General features: G+C 47.9%; 20 protein-coding genes, 1 tRNA gene and 1 riboswitch. Of the genes, 4 read left to right on the top strand and 17 right to left on the bottom strand.

Translation table 11 applies throughout. The features are described 5' to 3' along the window. Positions 1–23: 23 nt before the first annotated feature. The 7 genes from BQ7367_RS13515 to BQ7367_RS13545 form a co-directional block, all read right to left on the bottom strand. A complete protein-coding gene (locus BQ7367_RS13515; RefSeq protein WP_072525913.1) occupies positions 24–1,028 on the bottom strand; it encodes a LacI family DNA-binding transcriptional regulator in 1,005 nt (334 codons plus the stop codon). 121 nt (positions 1,029–1,149) lie between these two features. After that, entirely contained in the window at positions 1,150–1,983 is an 834-nt protein-coding gene (locus BQ7367_RS13520) for a sugar phosphate isomerase/epimerase family protein (RefSeq protein ID WP_072525914.1), read from the bottom strand. Continuing rightward, positions 1,980–2,900 (bottom strand): PfkB family carbohydrate kinase, encoded by a 921-nt coding sequence (locus tag BQ7367_RS13525; RefSeq protein WP_072525915.1) that lies wholly within the window; start codon positions 2,898–2,900, stop codon positions 1,980–1,982. Before BQ7367_RS13525 ends, BQ7367_RS13520 begins: the two co-directional genes overlap by 4 nt. Before the next feature lie 21 nt (positions 2,901–2,921). Then, positions 2,922–3,929, bottom strand: a complete 1,008-nt coding sequence (locus BQ7367_RS13530; protein WP_083588947.1) for an SIS domain-containing protein — start codon at positions 3,927–3,929, stop codon at positions 2,922–2,924. Positions 3,930–3,957: 28 nt separating this feature from the next. Next, positions 3,958–4,953, bottom strand: a complete 996-nt coding sequence (locus BQ7367_RS13535) for a sugar ABC transporter substrate-binding protein (protein ID WP_072525916.1) — start codon at positions 4,951–4,953, stop codon at positions 3,958–3,960. Between the two features lie 20 nt (positions 4,954–4,973). Beyond that, entirely contained in the window at positions 4,974–5,972 is a 999-nt protein-coding gene (locus tag BQ7367_RS13540; protein ID WP_235837603.1) for an ABC transporter permease, read from the bottom strand. A 16-nt stretch (positions 5,973–5,988) separates the two neighbouring features. Then, positions 5,989–7,470, bottom strand: a complete 1,482-nt coding sequence (locus tag BQ7367_RS13545; RefSeq protein WP_072526234.1) for a sugar ABC transporter ATP-binding protein — start codon at positions 7,468–7,470, stop codon at positions 5,989–5,991. 344 nt (positions 7,471–7,814) lie between these two features. Between BQ7367_RS13545 and BQ7367_RS13550 the strand changes: the two genes are divergently transcribed. Beyond that, positions 7,815–7,885, top strand: a tRNA-Trp gene (locus BQ7367_RS13550). Positions 7,886–7,955: 70 nt separating this feature from the next. Here the strand turns inward: BQ7367_RS13550 and BQ7367_RS13555 are convergent. Continuing rightward, positions 7,956–8,492: a DUF6512 family protein gene (locus tag BQ7367_RS13555; protein WP_235837604.1), complete on the bottom strand. Its 537-nt coding sequence runs from the start codon at positions 8,490–8,492 to the stop codon at positions 7,956–7,958. A 201-nt stretch (positions 8,493–8,693) separates the two neighbouring features. Here BQ7367_RS13555 and BQ7367_RS13560 point away from each other — a divergent pair, with 201 nt between their 5' ends. After that, entirely contained in the window at positions 8,694–9,563 is an 870-nt protein-coding gene (locus tag BQ7367_RS13560) for a DegV family protein (protein WP_072525917.1), read from the top strand. 88 nt (positions 9,564–9,651) lie between these two features. Here the strand turns inward: BQ7367_RS13560 and dapA are convergent, their stop codons facing one another. The 3 genes from dapA to BQ7367_RS14515 form a co-directional block, all read right to left on the bottom strand. After that, the gene (gene dapA / locus BQ7367_RS13565) at positions 9,652–10,536 is read right to left on the bottom strand and encodes a 4-hydroxy-tetrahydrodipicolinate synthase (protein WP_072525918.1); all 885 of its coding nucleotides are present in this window, start codon (positions 10,534–10,536) and stop codon (positions 9,652–9,654) included. A 93-nt stretch (positions 10,537–10,629) separates the two neighbouring features. Then, a riboswitch (Lysine riboswitch) is annotated at positions 10,630–10,802 on the bottom strand. A 69-nt stretch (positions 10,803–10,871) separates the two neighbouring features. Then, positions 10,872–11,597, bottom strand: coding sequence for a DNA/RNA non-specific endonuclease (locus BQ7367_RS13570; RefSeq protein WP_442855390.1), 726 nt, complete (start codon positions 11,595–11,597; stop codon positions 10,872–10,874). Between the two features lie 54 nt (positions 11,598–11,651). Then, entirely contained in the window at positions 11,652–11,813 is a 162-nt protein-coding gene (locus BQ7367_RS14515; protein WP_159431658.1) for a hypothetical protein, read from the bottom strand. 248 nt (positions 11,814–12,061) lie between these two features. On the opposite strand from BQ7367_RS14515, the gene lepB reads away from it, so the two are divergent. Continuing rightward, positions 12,062–12,613 carry a signal peptidase I gene (lepB, locus tag BQ7367_RS13575; RefSeq protein ID WP_072525919.1) on the top strand — a complete coding sequence of 184 codons (552 nt, stop codon included), beginning with the start codon at positions 12,062–12,064 and terminating at the stop codon, positions 12,611–12,613. On the opposite strand, the gene BQ7367_RS13580 is transcribed toward lepB, so the two are convergent. The 5 genes from BQ7367_RS13580 to BQ7367_RS13600 all read right to left on the bottom strand — a co-directional run bounded on the left by BQ7367_RS13580 (position 12,610) and on the right by BQ7367_RS13600 (position 18,293). Then, the gene (locus BQ7367_RS13580) at positions 12,610–13,284 is read right to left on the bottom strand and encodes a hypothetical protein (RefSeq protein WP_072525920.1); all 675 of its coding nucleotides are present in this window, start codon (positions 13,282–13,284) and stop codon (positions 12,610–12,612) included. The genes lepB and BQ7367_RS13580 overlap by 4 nt on opposite strands. A 120-nt stretch (positions 13,285–13,404) precedes the next feature. Further along, positions 13,405–15,387: a DUF6449 domain-containing protein gene (locus BQ7367_RS13585; RefSeq protein ID WP_072525921.1), complete on the bottom strand. Its 1,983-nt coding sequence runs from the start codon at positions 15,385–15,387 to the stop codon at positions 13,405–13,407. Next, positions 15,362–16,321: an ATP-binding cassette domain-containing protein gene (locus tag BQ7367_RS13590; RefSeq protein ID WP_072525922.1), complete on the bottom strand. Its 960-nt coding sequence runs from the start codon at positions 16,319–16,321 to the stop codon at positions 15,362–15,364. Before BQ7367_RS13590 ends, BQ7367_RS13585 begins: the two co-directional genes overlap by 26 nt. Positions 16,322–16,414: 93 nt before the next feature. Next, positions 16,415–17,398, bottom strand: a complete 984-nt coding sequence (locus BQ7367_RS13595) for a D-isomer specific 2-hydroxyacid dehydrogenase family protein (RefSeq protein ID WP_083588982.1) — start codon at positions 17,396–17,398, stop codon at positions 16,415–16,417. An 85-nt stretch (positions 17,399–17,483) separates the two neighbouring features. Then, positions 17,484–18,293 carry an HAD-IIB family hydrolase gene (locus BQ7367_RS13600; protein WP_442855391.1) on the bottom strand — a complete coding sequence of 270 codons (810 nt, stop codon included), beginning with the start codon at positions 18,291–18,293 and terminating at the stop codon, positions 17,484–17,486. A 157-nt stretch (positions 18,294–18,450) separates the two neighbouring features. Here BQ7367_RS13600 and pdaA point away from each other — a divergent pair, with 157 nt between their 5' ends. Further along, positions 18,451–19,311, top strand: coding sequence for a delta-lactam-biosynthetic de-N-acetylase (pdaA, locus tag BQ7367_RS13605; protein ID WP_083588948.1), 861 nt, complete (start codon positions 18,451–18,453; stop codon positions 19,309–19,311). Positions 19,312–19,715: 404 nt separating this feature from the next. On the opposite strand, the gene BQ7367_RS13610 is transcribed toward pdaA, so the two are convergent. Further along, positions 19,716–20,498, bottom strand: a complete 783-nt coding sequence (locus tag BQ7367_RS13610; RefSeq protein ID WP_072525925.1) for a ZIP family metal transporter — start codon at positions 20,496–20,498, stop codon at positions 19,716–19,718. Positions 20,499–20,533 lie beyond the last annotated feature (35 nt).

The following is a 20,533-nucleotide window of genomic DNA, read 5'->3' on the forward strand; positions in this document are numbered from 1 at the left end:
TTGCTCCATCTCTTAACATACTCTTATGTAGTTTTTCTCCGGATCAGACGCACCGGCACCCGATCCGTCCTGCACTTCACCTCTTTGCGATCTATCAGACATAATAAAGCTTCCACGGCTCTTCTTGCAATCTCTTCTACGTCCTGATGGATCGTGGTAAGAGGGGGATTTACCACACTGCTGATCATACTGTCGTCAAACCCCACAATCTTGAGCTGTTCCGGTATGGAAATCCCTGCTTCACCCGCAGCCTGCATTCCACCAATAGCCAGGATATCTGTTGAATAAAAAATCCCGTCCGTCTCTGGATATTTTTCCAGGATACGGCGTGTTGTTTCATAGCCGATGTCTTTACTGCCATGGGTTGTCACAAAGACCTTGTCTTCATCCACTTCCATGCCGGCCTCGGACAGGGCGTCCGAATATCCAAGGAAACGGAAATTGCCCTTCACTGGCTGTTTACTGAAACAAACGATACAGAGATTCCTGCATCCTCTATCGATCAGCTCTCTGGCCGCAAGATAACCGCCCCGTCTGTTGTCACTGCTGATACACAGAGACTCTCTCTCTTCCTGATCCCCGGAACGGACAGAACGGTCAAGATAAATCGTCGGCACTTCTGGCTTATTTAAGCTGCTGATCCCCTGCCCGGCAACGATCATTCCGCTGACACGCTGATTCTTAAGAAGATTGTAGTGAATCTGCTCCAGCTCTTTCGACTCATCTGTATTACAGATGATCGATACATAATCCTTCTTAAGAAGATTCTTCTGTATCTCAAGAGTGATACTTGCAAAAAAGTCATTCGTAATATCCGGGATGATCACTCCCACCACTTTTGCCCGGTTCATACGCAGGCCTCTTGCCAGTTCATTGGGCTGATACCCAGAATCCTTGATTATCGACAGTATCTTTTCTTCTGTCTCTTTCGAAAACCGGCCATTCTGATTGATTACTCTGGATACGGTAGCCACCGATACCCCGGCCTGTTCAGAAATGGCCTTGATCGTGATTGGTTTTTTACTCATATCGCGCTCCCGCACAGTTCATGTTTGAGACCTTTTCCTTGATAATACAAATATTTTACAATAATGGACTCCGGTTGACAAGTCTCCGCCCGGCTTTTCTTCTGTTGGGAATCATCATCTGTCAGTCCTTCAGAACTCCGGTTTTCTCAAGAAAACGCAGGCTTTTTTTCATTGCCTCTTCCGGCTCCAAAAGGACGCTTTCGTCCGTAACCTCGAAAGAAATATCTCCCTGATATCCGAACTCCTGAAGTTCCTTCAGCGCCTGTTCCACGGGAAGCACCCCTTCTCCCGGAATCATATGTCCTCCCGGCTTTCCGTCGTTCAGATGAACGTGGATAAAATCCCGGCCAAAAGTCCTGATAAATTTTTCTGCCGTATCCCCTGCTCTGAGAGAAATATCGAAATCCATCAGAGCGCCGATCCCATCGTAAAACCCAACCTCGTCAAGAAGAGTTTTTACTTCCTCTGTCCGCCGGATCAGATCGATCTTTCTCGGCAATGGCTCAAATACAATTTTAGTCCCTTTAAAACAGGCATTGTGCGCCAGCTCCGCCAGAGATTCCAGCATTCGCTTCCGGCATTCTTCCCTGTCCCCTCCGATGGGACACTGCCCGCTCGAAACAAGCACTTTGGGGGCTTCCAGTTCCGCCGCAACGTCGATCGCCCGCTTAAAATAATTGATGCTTCTTTTTCTCGTATCTGGATTCAGAGACGCGATATTGACCGGGTACAGATACTGTTCCGGAGTGACGCAGCATACTTCCAGGTTTCTGTTCCTGATCTTCCGGGCAATTTCTGTCATCTGCGCATAATTATAATCCTCAAAGTACAGATGAGGTTCTGCCGACCAAAGCTCGATTTTTCGCAACCCGAGACGTTCCATGGAATCAAGGAAATCGGTAAAGGGAAAATATTTATAAGTAAAATTCCCTGCCGCTATCTGTGATCGTTTCATAAATCCTCCTTTATCATTGACGGATCAAAATCGATCCCATTGCCAAAACCGCCATAATACCCGCAGACATATGTTGCATATACAGCTGCCATCCGCAGGCTGTAACGGATAATCATATCTTCTGCTTCTTCCATGATCCTGTTTCCTCCTGCCTCGTCTTCAAACTGAATAAGCTCCAGCTGTTTCCTGCCTTCAAAATAGCACATCGAGAAACGGGCCAGAAAAGAATCCCCCGCGCCAAGCGTATCGACCACCGGCAGGGGATATGCCTCCTGCTGATAAAATTCCCTTCCGTTATATGCCACGGACCCCTGCATCCCTCTGGTCCCCAGGGCCACGCTGGCACCGTGTCTGACACATCCTTCCAGGATCTGCATAGTCTCCTCAAGAGAATACTCCTCGCAGGACAAATAGGGATACTGTATGTAGCTACATGCCTTATAGACTTCCTCCGCTGTCCACTGATCGGCAAAATCACAGCATACCGGGATGCCGAAATTTCCCAGTTCCTCAAATACCCCGTCTTCAAAATAGCTTCCCCTGCACACACAGGTATAGATTGCGTCATAATCCTGCTCCAGCACTTTTCTGACATCCTTATAGCTGATCAGATTATCTTCAAAAATACTGAGATCTGACCGGACAAACTTCCGGTTTCCATCCTCATGTGAAATTGAACACCATGCGGTCTGTCCTTTTACCGTCCGGCTTGGAGCTACATCTACTCCAAGCCGTTCAAGAGATTCAAGCTGCAGATGTCCGAGAGCATCGTCCCCGACTACCGTCATCAGAGCGGCCTTATGGCCGAATCTTGCCAGATGTGCTGCCACATTGTTGCAGTTTCCCCCGGGATATACCTTGTTCTGCTGCAGATAAATGTCCACATTATTGCGGCCGATGCAAAAAAAGTTAATCATAATCTGCCTCTTTCGTACTTTTTAATATTCTACTTTAAACATATACCTTCGGTGCATTAGAGGATGCTTTTTCGCATCTGCCAGTGCTTTTGTATATTCCACGGCGCAGGACCATAATAAAATTGGGTTGAAATAATCCACGACACTGCTGTCAATCACGCAGATTCCCAGCTCCTTCGCATCCAGCACCGTTACTCGGCCTGAATACTTTTCGAGAAACCGACATGCTCTCTCATCCAGGAAACGGGTTTTCCCTTCGTTTACAAAAACAAAGAACGGTGTATTTTTGTCTGTGATCTCAAATGGTCCATGATATAATTCTCCTGAGTGGATCGTTCCTGAGTTGATCCATTCCATTTCCATAAACATACAGATCGTCTGCATATAAGCCGCGCAGTAGGTCGCGCCGCAGCCAAGTGTATAGATTACCGGATCATCCTTGTGCTGCTCGGCAAATTCCACTGCCCTTTTCGCCACCTGTTTTTTTGCCTTTTCACACATCTCATCAAGTACAGAAAATGCTTTCAGCGCCTTTTCATAATCCGCATACTCCTCCTCAATCCGCAGAAGTTCTATACCGAAACGCAGCACTTTTGCCAGGTTCACATCCTCATAGCTACAGTTTCCCCGCAGTTCACTTCCGTAAGTCCAGTGATACTGTCCGTACTGGGCAAGCGGGACATCTTTGGAAATGCTCATGGTGATCACGGTCGCCCCCGTCTCTTCTGCCTTTTTTGCGGCAGCGACTGTCTCTGGAGTCGTTCCGGCCAGAGACATACAGATCACGATCGAATTCTCCGTACAGCCTTTCGGTGTATCATAGACAAACTCATTGGCGTTGATGGATCTGCACGGAATCCTGACTGATTCGCTTCTCATAAAATACTCCAGCGGGTAGAGCCCTGCCAGCGATCCGCCGCACCCCAGAAGATACAGGTTCTGTATTCCGTTTTTATCCTTGAGCTTTTCTCTGATCTCCTCGATCGTATCGATCATTTCCTGCGGGCTTGTATATGTAAGTTTTTCCATCTCTAAATTACCTCCAGTCTTTTATATTTTACTCTTTGTCCTCAAATTCAGCCGCGCTTTCTGCCAGCAGCATCCCCGGCTCAATATAAATAATATCTTCGGCATCTTCCCTCTCATAAGTGCCGTTAAACAGTTCATCCATTGTTTCTACGGCCATTCTGCCCATCATTTTAGGGTACTGTGCTACCGACGCCTGCAGAATACAATCCGGGCCGTCATTGACCATGATCTCCTGCTGCTCTGCGCTTGCGTCATACCCTACGATGACAACATCATCTCTTCCAGTCTCCAGAACTCCGTAATATGTCCCGATCGCTCCGTCACCATAAAAAGTAAAGAATCCTTTTGCCTCCGGGTATGCCGTCAGCATATCTACCGCCCATGTACGGCAGCCATCACGTGTCCCCGCACCTTCTGAAGGCCTGGTCTCAACAAGGGTCACATCCGGATAATTCTCTTCCATGTATGCATTGAATCCTGAATTCCGCAGATAACCGGTCCCGATCGTAGAGGATGTACCATAAACAATTATGGTAGCCTCTGGATCATTAACCTTTTCCATAAGTACTTCTGCCGCCTGGTATCCACCCGCATAGTCATCGCTCTTAATGCTGGCATCTGCATTTCCTTCGTCTACCGTACAGTCAAAATCAATTACTTTTATTCCTGCCGATTTCAGCTCTTCAACAATCGGACCCATGCTGGTCGTATCGATAGCGGAAAACATTACTCCGTCTACCCCCTGCACGATCAGATCTTCCAACATACTGATCTGTGTACTCAGATCCAGATCCGGATCCAGCACCAGACACTCATATCCCATCTCCTCACATGCGGCCTCTGCGGCAGATGCAACATCTGCGCCAAATTCCTGTGCCATGGACTGAGGTACTACAGCAATCGTTTTTTTCTCCTCGGAATCACCGGAAGATTCTTCCCCGTTTCCGTCCGTATTCTGTCCGGAACACGCAATACAGGAACCCATTACCAAACACGCCAACAATATTGCCATTAACTTTTTCATCCTATTCTCTCCTTTTCATCCTATTTCTTTAATGCTTTATCACTGATTATCTGTGAATAAAATACTGCGACGATTAAAATAATACCTCTTACTACATACTGCCAGTTTGAACTGATCTGCATTAGATTCATGCCATTGCTTATCATTCCCATCATGATGGCGCCAAGCAGTATGCCCAGCACCGAGCCGCTTCCTCCATGCATGGCGACTCCTCCCATGGCACAAATCGAAATTGCCGTAGCCTCATATCCTTCCGCCGCCGTCGGCTGTGCAGATCCGGAACGGGAGGCAAGAAGCACGCCCGCAATGCCCGATATAACTCCACTGACAATATATGCCAGGACTCTGGTCCTTCTCACATCGATCCCGGAATAAAACGCAGCCACATAGTTACCGCCATTTGCAAACAGTTTTCTCCCGAAAACAGTCTTCCTTAAAACAAATCCCATTACAATAAACACCACAAACAGAACGACCACTGATACCGGAATGCCTGCAATATCGGAAAAACCAAGATATACAAACTCTTTTCCCAGCCCGCCGACAGCTCTGTTATCGGAAATAATATAAACCACACCCTTGATCGCAGTCTGTGTTCCCAGTGTCACAATAAACGGCGATATTCTCGTATACGTAACGATCAGGCCATTGATCAGGCCGACCAGAGCGCAGGCAGCCAGCGTAATTATAACTGCCGGGAAAAAGGACGTTCTCAGACCGTAAAGCCCTGTAGTCGTGATCAGAGCCGACATCATCCCCGACAGGGCAGCCGTGGCGGAGATCGACATATCAAAATTACCGTTGATCAGCGGAATCGCCATAGCCATGGCCAGCAGTCCGTATGTAACGACCTGTTTCAGTATATTCAGCACATTTGCAGCAGAGAGAAACATACTGTTGCTCAGCTGAACGATTATGGCATATGTAATGATCATGCACACGATACCAAAAATGGCCATGGAATCCTGCTTCTTTACAATGCCCGCAAATTTAAAACGTTTTCCGTTTTTATTGTTCACTTCTTCTCCTCCTTTGTCAGTTCACGGCCATCATCATGACAGATTCTTCGGTTGCCTCTGCTGCATCCAGCATGCCTGTGACTCTTCCTTCCCGCATAACCATGATACGGTCACTGACACTGAGCAGTTCCGGCAGTTCGGACGACACCATAATGACGGAAGACCCGGACGCGGCAAGACTGTCAATGATCCGGTATATCTCAGCTTTCGCGCCCACATCCACTCCCCGGGTCGGTTCGTCCAGCAAAATGATTCGCGGAGAAGATGCCAGACTTTTCGCAATCACTACTTTCTGCTGATTTCCTCCACTCAGCATACCGACACTCATATCCTCGTCCCTGGCTTTTATCTCCAGATTTTTGATAAATTTCTGCGCTGTGTCATATTCTTTTTTCTTAATGACCACCCCAAATGCGGAAAGCAGTTTCAGCACATTCAATTCGATATTTCTTAAAATACTGGCGGTAAGGATAAGTCCCTGCTCTTTTCTGTCCTCAGGGACAAAAGAAAACCCATTCCAAATGGCACGTCGGGGAGACTTATTCTCAATCTCTTTCCCTTCAAGGATCAGTTTTCCCTCACATTTATCAATCCCGAAAACCGCCCGAAGCAGTTCTGTACGCCCGGCCCCGATCAGGCCTCCGATTCCGAGGACTTCTCCTCTCCTCAGTTCAAAAGATACATCATGGACACTGCTGTTAGACAGATGTTCCACAGAGAAGATGACATCTTTTTCTGTACCGGCTCGGTTCCTCTGCCCACTGTCTCTGGAAAAATCCCGTCCTACCATCATCCTGACGATATCCGGGACGGTCAGATCCTTCACGTCTGCCGTTCCGGAAACCTCTCCGTCTTTCAGGCACAGTACCCTGTCTCCCACAGCAAAAATATCATCCATCCTGTGAGAGATAAAAATAACAGAATAGTTATTTTCTTTCAGCCTTTTAATAATTCCATATAAATGTTCTGACTCTTCTGTCGTAAGGGCAGCTGTCGGTTCATCAAAAATAATAATTGATGAATTGTAGGACAATGCCTTAACGATCTCAATAAGCTGACGCTGTGCCACACTGTATGAGTCCAATCTGCTTTCCGGATCAAAATAAATACCCAGGTCCCGCATTAACTGTTCAGTCCGTGCATAAAGCTTTTTAAAATCGATTACTCCGGCTCGGGTATCATATCTTCCCAGATAGATGTTCTCGGCTACACTCATAGACGGAATCTGAATCAATTCCTGATGTACAATGCTGATACCTAAGCGGTAAGCCTCTGACGGATTTTTGACGGAAACGGATTCTCCTTTATACCTGATTTCTCCTGCATCCGGATGCAGGACTCCCGAGAGGATCTTCATCAAAGTGGACTTTCCGGCTCCATTCTCGCCCACCAGACACAGGACTTCCCCTTTTTTCAGATTTAAATCCACTCCTTTCAATGCGTGGACGCCACCAAAACTTTTTGAAATGTTCTGCATTTCCAAAACATAATCATCCATATGTTGCATCAAATCCTTCCCTTTTGTTTTCTGATGCGGAACTTTTATTTCGATTGGGTAATCGTTTACTCACGCATCAAAAAAATAATAGTTTTACAGTTGCGTAAACGTTTACTCTAATCGTATTATAAACAAGACATTTCCGTTCGTCAATTAGTAATTATACCTATTTTTTCATTCTTTTTTTAGTAAAAGTAAATAATATCTGATATCTTGCTCATAAGTGATTCCAGAAATATTCTTCTATTCCCAATTCAGTATTTCCCGCCAGCAAAAAAATCTTGACAAACAAAATCCGGCACAGTATACTATACAAGTGACTTGAGAAGACATAGTCATGATACAGGGGATTGGTCAAATGGTATGATAGGGGTCTCCAAAACCTTTGGTGGGAGTTCGATTCTCTCATCCCCTGCTGAAGAATACCGGAATTTCTGAATTTTCAGGAATTCCGGTATTTTCGTCTGCACCGGCTTTTTCCAGAATCAGCTGCCTGACACTGCCCCGGGGTTGGCAAACAGCCCGATATCCGGCGGGTTAAATGAAAACAGGATGAACGCCGCTGCCGTTACGATCACAAGCGCGAAAAGCCACCCTGCTGTCGATGTTCTGCAGGTAACGGACAATCTGTAGATGATACCAAACGCTGTAAGTACACTGAGAACAAATACCGCAATATCAAGAACCATGTTATGGGTTCCCAGGATCCCGGTATAAGTATAGAAGAAAACAGGAACCGAATAAGTGCCAGCCAGGATTCCTGCCGCAAGCGCACGGCAGACACAGGGATATTCCTCCTTCAGCCTGCTGCCCATAAACAGGCTGTATAAAAGAGCAGGGAAAAATATAAGTTTCATGTGTTCCCAGGTAGATTCATTAACCGGAAAAAACAGGCCTGCCAGAAGATTCTGTCCGGTCCAGCCATAGACAAAATGTGCAAGAGACCCTGCGATCATAACAAACAATATTCCCCAAACAGTATAAACCTTCAGTCTTTTTGTATCCACATCTCCCATGATCATAATATTTCCTTTTTATTAGTTATGATATTATGCTCGTTCCCAAAGAAATATATGCAGAATTTTTCACTATTACTGTTCATATACTTGTAAATTCCCGCAAAACAATGATACAATAGTCCCGTTCGCACGGCGGCCCGGAGCTGTTCCCGGCTGCCATGTCCGGGATTTAAAAATAAACACAGATAATGAGGAGGAAGAAAAATGTCTGATTATGTAATCACTACGGATTCTAATTCCGATGTACGACCGGAATTTATCGCAGAAAACAATCTCACGATCATTCCCCAGTATTATGCCTTCGGGAATACTGTGTATGGAGATGAACTCAACATGGAGCCCCATGAATTCTATGAGACAATGAGAAACGGTGAGCTCCCAAAATCAATGGCAAATAACCCGGCAGTCATACGGGAGCGTTTTGAAAAAATTTTAAAAGAAGGAAAAGACATCCTTCATATAGCATTTTCCAGCGCTCTGAGTGGAAGCTGCAACAATGTAGTAATGACTGCCAATGAACTTCTGGAAGAATATCCCGAAAGAAAGATCATGGTATTTGATTCACTGAACGCTTCTCTCGGAGAAGGAGTTTCTGTCTACCGCGGGGTAGAACTCTGGAAAGAAGGAAAGAGCATGCAGGAAGTCTTTGACATTCTCAGCGAAGAGCGGGAGCATGTAAATGTCTCCTTTACTGTAAATGACCTGTATCATCTTCAGAGAGGCGGCCGGGTATCCAAAACAACAGCTGTGGTAGGCAGCCTGGTCAATATCAAGCCCATCCTGACAGTAACATCATCCGGAGAACTGAAATCGGACGGAACAGTCAGAGGCCGTAAAAAATCACTTAAAACTCTTGTGACAAGAATGGAAGCCGCTCTTGACCTGGAGCATTACGGGAAGGACCGCCTGGTCTGCGTGCTCCACGGAGACTGTATCGAAGAAGCGCAGAACGTGGCAGCTATGGTAAGGGAACTCGGATTTGCCAATATCATCATTAATGACGTAAGCCCCAGCATCGGGACACACGCAGGTCCGGGTGTCGTAGGTCTGGTATTTTACGGAAAGCAAAGATAAGTTTAAGAATATTCAGAAAACGGCGGAAAAAGGGGTCAGGCACTTTTTAAAAAGTGCCTGACCCCTTTTTCCGCCGTTTTCTGACAATTTATAAAATTCCGAATTCTTCCATTGCTTTCCGGAGCTGCTCTCTGTGTCCTTCTTCTATCTCTGTCAGAGGCGCCCTCAGCGGACCGACCTCTTTGCCCATCATATTCATGGCTGCCTTGACCGGGATCGGATTGACCTCACAGAACAGCGCTCCACACAGCGGGATCGCGTCCAGCTGCATTTTACGGCTTCCTTCTACATCCCCGTCCAGATATTTATACACCATGTCATGGACATATCGGGGTGCCACATTGGAGAGTACGGAGATCACGCCGATCCCTCCAAGGGAAAGGAGCGGCACAACCTGATCGTCATTTCCGGAATACAGATCCAGACTGCCGTCACACAGATTCATGATCTCGGCTACAGCTCCGATATTCCCGGATGCCTCTTTCACCCCGACGATATTGTCGACATTCTTGACCAGATGTGCCAGTGTCTGTGGCTGGATATTACAGCCGGTACGGCTTGGTACATTATAGAGGATCGCCGGAATGGACACCTCCCCGCAGATCTGGGTATAGTGGGCAATGAGTCCGTTCTGCGTCGCTTTGTTGTAGTAAGGCGTCACCAACAGAAGGCCGTCTGCCCCGTCCTTTTCTGCTTCTTTTGACAGCTGTACCGCCGTCGCCGTACAGTTGGAGCCTGTTCCCGCAATAACCGGGATCCTGTGTTTCACCCTCTCCACCGTAAAACGGATGGCTTCACTATGCTCTTCCTCGGTCATGGTGGCAGACTCTCCGGTAGTTCCACAGATAATAATGGCATCTGTGCCTCCAGCGATCTGTTCTTCCAGTATCTCATCCAGTTTGTCATAATTAATCTCCAGGTTCTCTTTCATAGGAGTAATAATTGCTACGCCTGCGCCCTTAAATATTGCCATTGATCTTTCCTCCTCTTAATAATGGATATGCTGAGTACTGCTGAAAAATAAAAGAAACGGCAAGATGTGCCGTCTCCCAATACACTTGACTGTATATCAGATAGCTCTCCATCCTGCGATGACAGTCGTACCATTCTTCACGGCACGCCCAGGAACAAAGTTTCAGGCCTCCTTATCCCTTCGGCATCTTTCCCTTTCGGATGAGTTCCACTGCTCCTGATGCATCCGTCACCCTACTGATTAAAAATGCGACCTCTATCTTGCGTTTCTGTTAGAAAAATCATAACACCGGCAGGTAGTGATGTCAAGACCCACATTCCCCCTCCGGCTCTGTCTCATTTTCCGTCCTCCTGCCAGCTGTAACCGGTTGCATAATCGATCCCGATCTCCGGCTGTACATTGTACACATATACATTGAAGCAGATCCCTTCTCCTCCGTCTTCCACAGACTCTGCCTCCATCTGCACTCCGGAAGCCACCAGGTCTTCTCCCTCGAAAACAGGAGTCACCCGGTACATGACATGATTCTCCGTCTCCTGCACATAATCCGCGACCATATTTTCAAAAGGCAGCATACCCTCTGTATTCATGTAGCGGGTTCCTGTGATCAGATTTTTTTCATTATCATTCTCCCCGGACAGCTGGAATCCGATCAGATGGCAGCGATTATACAGATAGCCTCCCTCTACGTTCTCATATCGGACCGACTGCCAGCCTGTTGGATGGATATCGCTGATATCGCCCCGGTCTTCCTCCGGCATCAGCTCCACCCCGATGCAGGCCTCGGCCTCCCTGCAGCGCCCCAGGTCATCCAGAGGACTGTACTCCTCGTAGGCTGTCTCGGTCAGCTCTTCTTCTGTAAAATCCGGTTCATTATCCGCAAGGACCACATACGGCTCACCGTCATACTCCGGTGCTTCAGATACGACTGCATAACTCCCGGTCTGGCGGACGTCAGAGCCGTTTTTTTCAAACAGCCCCTCCGCAAATGTGGCTGCTCCCGCGAGAACAGCACACACAACCACAGCCGCAAGACCTTTCCTGCGCTTAGACATTTTCATGACCCCTTTCATTCCCCTGGGATTTTTCTCCCGTCAAATTCTTTACCCGGGTTCTTATCTCCGGAGCAGAGGACGGCGGTCCTCCTCCGGCATCTGCACCGGAACCGGCACCCGTACCGGCTCCCGGATCAGTCCCGGGAACACACTGTTTAACGCATCCCGGATCTTCTGTCCCAGATCTGTCTGATAAAGAAACGTATATAAAAATTCTTTCATTGGCATATCCTCCTGTTGTTCTGATGAGCCTGCGGCAGTGTTGTATCTGACTGCCTCATACTGCATGTTACGACTGCATTTTAACAGAAAGTTCCGGAGCTGTCAGTGATTTTATCACTAATTTTAGAATTGTTTATATATTGTTTATTGTCGTGGATTTTTCTCCTCTTCTGACCAAGATTTGTTGTGTCTTTTCCGGAAAATCTGTTATAATGGAACACAGCATGACAGAAAGAGGTAGATAACAGATGGCACAAAGACATGACAAAGATAAAAAATCTTCCGCAGGAAGAGAATTGATGCAGTGGATCCTTATCCTTGGGATCGCACTCCTCCTCGGAATTATTATAAATTCAACCGTTATTGTAAACGCCCAGATTCCATCCGGGTCAATGGAAAATACGATAATGCCGGGAGACCGTGTATTCGGGAACCGGCTCTCCTATGTTTTCGGAGAGCCGGAACGGTTTGATATCATCATTTTTAGGTATCCCGACGATGAAAGCCAGCTTTTTATCAAACGGATCATCGGCCTTCCCGGTGAGACCGTAGAGATCCGTAACGGAAATATCTACATAGATGGTTCGGATGAGCCTCTTAAAGATGTCGACACAAAGGAACCGATGCAGGGGAATTTTGGCCCTTACACAGTTCCGAAAGGCTGTTACTTTGTCATGGGCGACAACCGGAACAACTCCAAAGACTCCCGCTACTGGAAACATACCTTTGTCTCGGAAGATGAGATTCTCGGGAAAGCTGTATTCCGCTACTGGCCGCTGAATAAGATGAAATGCCTTTAGTCTTCCTGCACATCCTCGATGAGCAGGGAATCCAGTCTGTCCATGTCATCCTGAGAGATCTGAAATTCCCGGGTTCCGGTTTTGGCAACATGCAGCGTCACATCCCTCGCGCCTCCGTAGAGCATTCCGGAATCCACTCTCTCTTTGAGCACATTATAGTAGATCTCATAGATGTGGTTCTGCATCTCTTCATCTGTAGGCATCTCTCCTCCCCGCGTCACACTGTCTGTGATCTGTTCCGCGTATTCTTCTGCCTCCGCCTGAAATGTAGTATAGGTGTCCGAAAACAGCGTAATGGGTTTGATCTTTACCTGTACCGCATACGTGCCGTCCTCTTCCCTTTCCGTTTTTCCTACTGTATAGTTGACCTTTTGCGCAATCTCCCCGAACAGTTCACGATACTGCGGCAAAAGTTCTTCCGGCATGTCCGATGTTTCGAATCCTTCCATAGTAGCGTCCAGATTGTCCGCAAAAACTGCATCGGCCTCTTCCCTGGACACACCGGTTATCTCCATATACAGCTCTGTCTCGTTCTTATAGGACATGTCCAGCACAGCCTGTACATATTCCCCGGCGCTGAACCGGTTTATGTACAGATAGGCCCCGACCGCCGCCCCCGCCACCAGCACGGCTGCCAAAGCGGCGATGAGTATGATCCTTTTCTTTGTCATATTCTTCCTCCTTCTTCCCGCACAGATTACTGCGATCTGCCACAGTATAACACCGCGCGCCGAAGAAAAAAGAAGAATCCTGTCACACGGGCGATAATAAATTTATGTCTGAAGTATCTTTCACCGGCCCACTCCCGGAAGCAGGGCACATTCTACCGTGTGGACAGAATTTGACTCCTCCATAAGCACATCTGCCCGGACATCTTTATGCTCCAGCGGACAGAGCAGCGGCTGAATGTCCAGATCCTCCGGAACCAGCCTGTTCTTCCACTGTTGGATCTCTTCCGGTTTATCATAGAAAGACTTGCGCACCCCTCCCACAGTTCCGGCAGGCACAGGGGAACTCTCCGTCACCTCCACCGAGTCCACTTCATAGTCACTGATCTGCCTCTGGATATCCACTCCCAGCTTTTCCAGATAACTGCATGTCCTTTCAAAAAAAGGATAGACTTCCAGAACTGTAACATCTCCGTACCGGGACGACTCGATGTCCACTGATCCCCGGGGCAGCACTTCTGGCAGATCTTCCATGCTCAGATCAGCCACATCTTCTGTATACGCTTCCAGAACAGCCTTCTTCTCTTCTGCCGTCAATTTCAGGATCTCAGTGGAAATTCCGTTGTTCCAGGAAAATCTGTCCTCTGACACATCACCCAGATCACCAACCGGATAGGCGATCTCCTTATACTCCTCTGTATCGTAGACAGAAGCGAATGCCTCCAGCGTATCCCGGCTGACCGGATAGACCCGATAGATTTTCTGTCCCCGTCCGCTCTCATAGCAAACGGTGACCCGGGTAAGATCTCCATCATTCTGTTCCACAACTTCTCTCAGCCATCCAAGAGCCGCGGCTCGCCCGTCCTCCCTGAGTACATACTCCTCCAGCTGATGATCCGTCACATACCTCTCCCCGGACAAAGCCTGCGTATACATATTATAATTCATTCCCAGTCCGTCTATACTGATCCCTACAGCAGAAACCTGTTCCGGGAAATACCGGTCATAAGATCCTGCTCCGGCCGCAAAAGCGCATCCGGTCAGTACCGCGGCCGCAGCGGGAATCATCATTTGCCATTTCCTGCGAAACAGCTTTGTCCCCGGATTCTTCACGATTCCTTCCAACAGACAGTGGACTGCCAGAGCCGCGGCCGCCGCTCCGGGAACTGATACCGCGGCCGCCGATATCCTGCTGGTCCCTGCAAGCCCGGTGACATCGCTGAGAAATGCAAAGGCCCATGTTCCTGCCAGAAACGCCAGCAGAATCTCTGTTCCCCGCTCCGCTGGCGCCAGCATGAATGCCCGGCCCGTTTTCTCCACTTTCCGGAAACGCTGCGCGGCCGTAAAGAGGAGAAACGTAAAAACGATCCACGCTATAGCCGGAATTACAGCTTCCACCGGAGGTGTATGGCTAAGAACATAATTTTTGTCATAGAGCTCTCCTGCCAGGTTCAAAGATATGGACAGGTCCAGCGGAGAAAGCACATGGATCAGCTTCTCCAGCAGAGGAATCCTGTAATAAGTATAAAAATAATTTTCTGCAAGAACTGTAATCACATTTTCGACCAAAATCTGTCCATAGGAAAAAAATACCAGGCACATGAATACAGCTGAGACCGGACTGCCGCAGACCGCAATACAAAGGATCCCGATATGATAAAAAATCAGAAATACTACCCCGAACACAAGGATGCTCTTTCCCGTATACCCCGCCATATGCGGAGCCGCCAGGAAATCAACAGATGTCTGATAGATCCCGCACACTGAGAGGGCAAGGATGAGTGGACTCAGAAAATGGACCAGCCCGTGCACATAGCGGCTCCAGAATATGATCCCCCGGCTCACAGGCAGACTAAAATAGAAATCCTGTTTTTTCCGCTGCAGCAGATAGAAAAACTCCAGAAATGAAAAAACAAGTCCCAGTCCGGCGCATATCCACAGGAGAGCTATGTTTCCGATCCCGAAAAACGTACGGTCCGTATCAAAACTCAGGCCCATGACGAGCAGGATCCCATAGATCAGGAACACTCCCCAACCCACGAACGCAGTCAGGTGTCCCCGCCCGGCCTCTTTGAACCAGCTAATGAAGCACTTTCCGGATATCATAACCCTTTCCCTCCATTTCCGCGATAAAGATTTCTTCCAGAGTCATGGGGATCTCTTTGATAAACTCGGCGCTTTTTGCCCGGAGCGCTCTTTCTGCCTCCTCTTTCTCTCCCCGCACGATCAGAGTAGCAAAACATCCGTCTCTCTGGAACCGGATCACCTCTAATTGTGTTTCCATCTGTCGTTCCGATCCAAAATCCTCTCCCTCTTCCCGGAATACGCACTGGAACTTGCGGACTCCCTGAGCCTGCCTGCGCATATCACCGGACGTCACCACTCCTCCTCTGTGCAAGATGGCGATCTGATCACAGATATCCTCCAGGTCATACAGTTTGTGAGAAGCTGCAATGACCGTAAATTGCCGCTGTTTCATTTCCTGCCGGAAGAGATGTTTCATCATTTCTGACACGATGGGATCCAGCCCGTCAAACACCTCATCGCAGAGCAGATATTTTGTCCCCGCGCAAAGAGCAAGAATCAGAAAAGCCTGACGCTTCATTCCTTTGGAAAATGTCCGCAGGGGCTGTCTTACATCCAGGTTCAGTGTCTTTGCCATGGCCGATACTCCTTCCCGGTCCATGCCCGGATACTGAGCTCCGTAAAACTCTGCCATTTTTTCCATATCCGCGTTGGGAAAATAATAAGGTTCATCTGAAAGATAGAATATCTTCTTCTTTGTATGAAATGACTTTTTATGAAATAATTCAGAACTGCTGTCTCCGGCGATTTCCCCGGGCTCTTCTTTCTCCCGGTCCACCAGGATCTCTCCTGAATCCGGCAAAAGGATCCCTGCCAGCAGACGCAGAAGCGTACTTTTCCCCGCTCCGTTGGTCCCCAGCAGACCGAATATCATTCCTTCCGGGATATCCAGTGAGATCTGATCAAGCGCACATATCTCATCAAACCGCTTTGTTACGTTCCGGATCTGGATCATAAACTTTATCCTCCGTAATCTTGATATATGCTCATCGTAACAATTTTGTAATATTATGTCAATATATTTAATTTTCTATTAATATATTTGATATTAAACCACTGTCCAGGGATCTTCTTTTCCCTCTGCATGCAGCAGACAACTTTCAATGGAATGCCTCACCATGTCACTGACCGCCTGGTCCGTATAAAATGCCATATGAGGGGTCACAATCACATTAGGGAACCCACGCAGAATATAGAGGTCCCGCTTACCAAGCACATCTGATTTCCGGTCATAATAGTACATTCCGAATTCATCCTCGATCACATCCAGCCCGGCGGCGCCGACTTTGCCCGACTCGATCCCCTCAATCAGCGCCCGGGTATCAATCAGGCCCCCTCTGGCAGTATTAATAATAACTACCCCATCCTTCATCTTTGCCAGTGCCTCTCCGTCGATCAGATGGTAATTATCCTCCAGCAGCGGCATGTGCAGTGTAATCAGGTCACATTCTCTGCAGATCATATCCAGATCCGTATAGCTGGCCCGCTTTTTCACGGATTCGTTCTCGTATTTATCGTAAGCGTATATCCTGCATCCAAATCCTGACAGATCCCGGATGACTGCCTGGCCGATCCGGCCTGTCCCCAGCACGCCTACCGTAAAATTCGGCAGTTCCCGCCCCTGGATCCCCGGGAGAGAGAAATCATTGATCTCCTCCCGCTGCATAATGCGCTTCATCTTCCGAATGGACATCAGCATCAGCATGACCGTATAATCCGCCACACATTCCGGTGAATAGGACACATTGCTGACATGGATCCCCAGCCGCCGAGCCGCGCTGATATCCACATGGTCATACCCGACTGTACGGGTAGATATCATCTTCACTCCCAGCTCATGGAAGCGTTCCATCAGCTCACTGTCGATCTTCGACGTAATAATGCTGATATATTCGTACCCCTCTGCCAGACGGGCATTCTCCAAAGTCGGGGCATCTGTGCAGATTCCCATCTCAACATCGTATTTCTCAGAAAATTTCTGAAAATATTCTGCTTCGTCAAATTCTCTGTAGTTATATACAAAAATTTTCATCTTCCCCATTTTGTTCTTCCTTCTCCTGCTCTATCTTCTGTCTCTGCTGTGAACCGATCTGTGGCTCTCCTCTTTTGCCTCTTTCTCAGATCAGCCCGTAATGCCGCAGAGCATGCTCGATCCCATTGTCCTCCACAGTCCGGGTCACATACTCTGTAAAAGGATCCAGTACCTGGTCATGGCACCCCATGGCCACACTGTGGAAAGCGAACTGGAACATAGCCAGATCGTTACTGCTGTCCCCAAACACATAAGCATGGTCCCTGGCGATCCCGAATTCCTCCAGAATAAAGCTGCAGGCTGTCGCCTTAGAATAATCTTTCTGGATCACTTCATAGATGCCGCCGCCCCTGTCCATTGCTTCCATATCCTTTTCCACAAACGACAGGAAACTTTGCAGGTCACTCTGTTCATCTGAGTAAACCAGCAGTTTATCATACTCTATATTTCCACTATCAAGGAAACGCTCGATGCCGATCCCTCTCTCCCGGAAATACCTTCTTGTGGATTCCAGCTTATCAAATCTGGAAACAAAGCTGGGAAAATACACATCCTCTGTCCCCTCGGCGATCCCGCCCAAATTGCAGGAACGTATTTTGTCAATGATCTCTTTCCCCCGGTCAGAAGTCATGGGGTGGGACAGGAGCACCTGGTCTCCGCAGGTAATGTGAGTCCCACATCCGCAGAGGAATCCCGAAAAGGGAAGGCTGTACAGTTCCGGCGGCAGACTGCACGCTGTTCTCCCTGTATTGATAAACAAAAGGTGACCGGCTTTCTCCGCCGCCCAAAGCGCCTCTGTTGCGCTCTCCGGTATCGTACCTGTAATCTCACTCAAAAGCGTTCCGTCAATATCAAAAAATAAAACTGCTCTTTCCATGTGTGATCTCCATTTCATGATTAGGTTTCTCCAATAATTTTACTATCCTTTCAGAAAAATGTCTACCAAGCATCTCCTCCCGGCTCATTTATCATCAGTTTATCCTGCAGACAGAGCATCATTCCTTTCTTTCTGTCATATATTTTCTACAAACCACACTGATAAGAGGACCATCATGAAACAGCATCCCCTCCATCGGATAAAATCCTTCTCTCGAAATATCCTCCTGACAAGAAAGACCGGCGCGCTCCTTCTCCTCTTCGCGGCAGCTTATGGACTGGGATACGGGATCGGAGCACTCACTTTGCACGGTCAGGAACTTTCACCGGATGCGGCCGTTCCCACGTCAGCAGAGGGGAACTGGGGATTAAGCTTCCAGGAAGAAGGTCAGCCTCCTGTGGGCAACGCCACTGAGGAAGAACTCATAGCATACGATGCATACTACAGGGACAATACAGATGAAAAAGTACTGTATCTGACATTTGATGCCGGATATGAAAACGGGAACACAGAAACTATCCTTGATGCCCTGAAAAAGCACCATGTGTCTGCCACATTTTTCGTCGTTGGTACATACATAGAATCTGAACCGGATCTCATCCGGAGAATGGTGGAAGAAGGGCATACTGTAGGAAATCACACCTGGCATCATCCTGACATGTCGCAGATCTCAACCATGGAATCGTTCCAAAAAGAGCTGGAAGATGTAGAGACTGCCTATCAGGATATTACAGGTCAGGAAATGACCCGGTTCTACCGCCCTCCACAGGGAAAATACAGCGAATCTAACCTGAAAATGGCAAAAGAACTGGGATATCACACGTTCTTCTGGAGCCTGGCCTATGTAGACTGGTATGACAACGACCAGCCCACAAAGGAAGAGGCCTTTGAAAAACTGCTGGGACGTATCCATCCCGGCGCCATCGTCCTGCTTCACAGCACATCAGACACCAATGCCGCCATATTGGATGAACTGCTGACAAAATGGGAGGAGATGGGATATCAGATCCGGCCGCTGACAGAACTAATTAAATAAATCTGAGTTTGTTGCGGAGGGGGATGTGGCCGCCAGGAAAGGGAGAGGTATCCGCCTCCCTCAACAATCTCACGATTTAAAAGCAATATGAAAGCAGAACGTTATCGACTATATAGCCTGTCTTCAAAAAAGCCAGAAAACATTTGACATAATAATACCTGGCGTCTAAATGTTTCTTTTTCCAACACAGTTCCCTTCTTATATTACTTTCAAACCTCGGGTTTGCTGTGGGGCTGAATCGTGACGCCGGAGGGGATGGACGAAGCGTAGGAAAGGGAAAAAGCGGCAATCGGAAAAACCTTTCTGCGGCAACAGAATACGGTTTTCCGATACCAGCTTTTTCTATTTCCTAAGCATTATCTACCCTCCCCGGTGTCGATATCCCCCCAACAAACTCAGATTATTTACCCTAATGCCACGTCCAGTATCATCATAAGGACAAACCCCACTGCCACGCCTACAGTACTGATATTGGAGTGCTCCCCCGTCTGCGCTTCAGGGATCAGTTCTTCCACGACCACATAGATCATTGCTCCTGCCGCAAAGGAAAGAAGATATGGAAGCAATGGCACCACAAGTCCGGTCAGCAGTATAGTCAAGAAGGCTGCCACAGGTTCTACAATTCCTGACAGAGCGCCGTATACGAAGGCTTTCTTTCTGGACAGGCCCTGACTTTTCAGCGGCATGGAGATGATCGCCCCCTCCGGGAAATTCTGGATAGCGATACCGATAGAAAGCGCAAATGCCCCTGCCAGTGTCATCAATGTATTTTCTGACAAAACACCTGCGAACGTCACTCCTACTGCCATTCCTTCAGGAATATTGTGGAGAGTGACCGCAAGGACAAGCATGGTAGTTTTTTTTAAATGGGAGGGCACGCCTTCCGGTTTTTCATCGGTATAGTGAAGATGTGGTGTCAGGGTATCCAAAAGGAGAAGGAATCCCATCCCCAACAGAAATCCTGCTGCCGGAGGCAGCCATGGAATTCCGCCCTTCTGCTCTGCCATATCAATGGCCGGTATAAGAAGCGACCACACAGACGCTGCCATCATTACCCCTGAAGCAAATCCGAGAAGCAGCTTCTCAACCCGTTTATCCATCTCCTTTTTCATAAAAAATACCATCGCCGAGCCAAGCGCGGTCCCGGCAAATGGTATTAATATCCCAAATAAAGTATTCTGATTCATAAGCTTCTCCCTTCGTTCCACATAACCTTGCGCCG

Source organism: Clostridium sp. Marseille-P3244, from assembly GCF_900120155.1.
In the GTDB taxonomy this organism is placed as follows: Bacteria; Bacillota; Clostridia; order Lachnospirales; family Lachnospiraceae; genus Mediterraneibacter.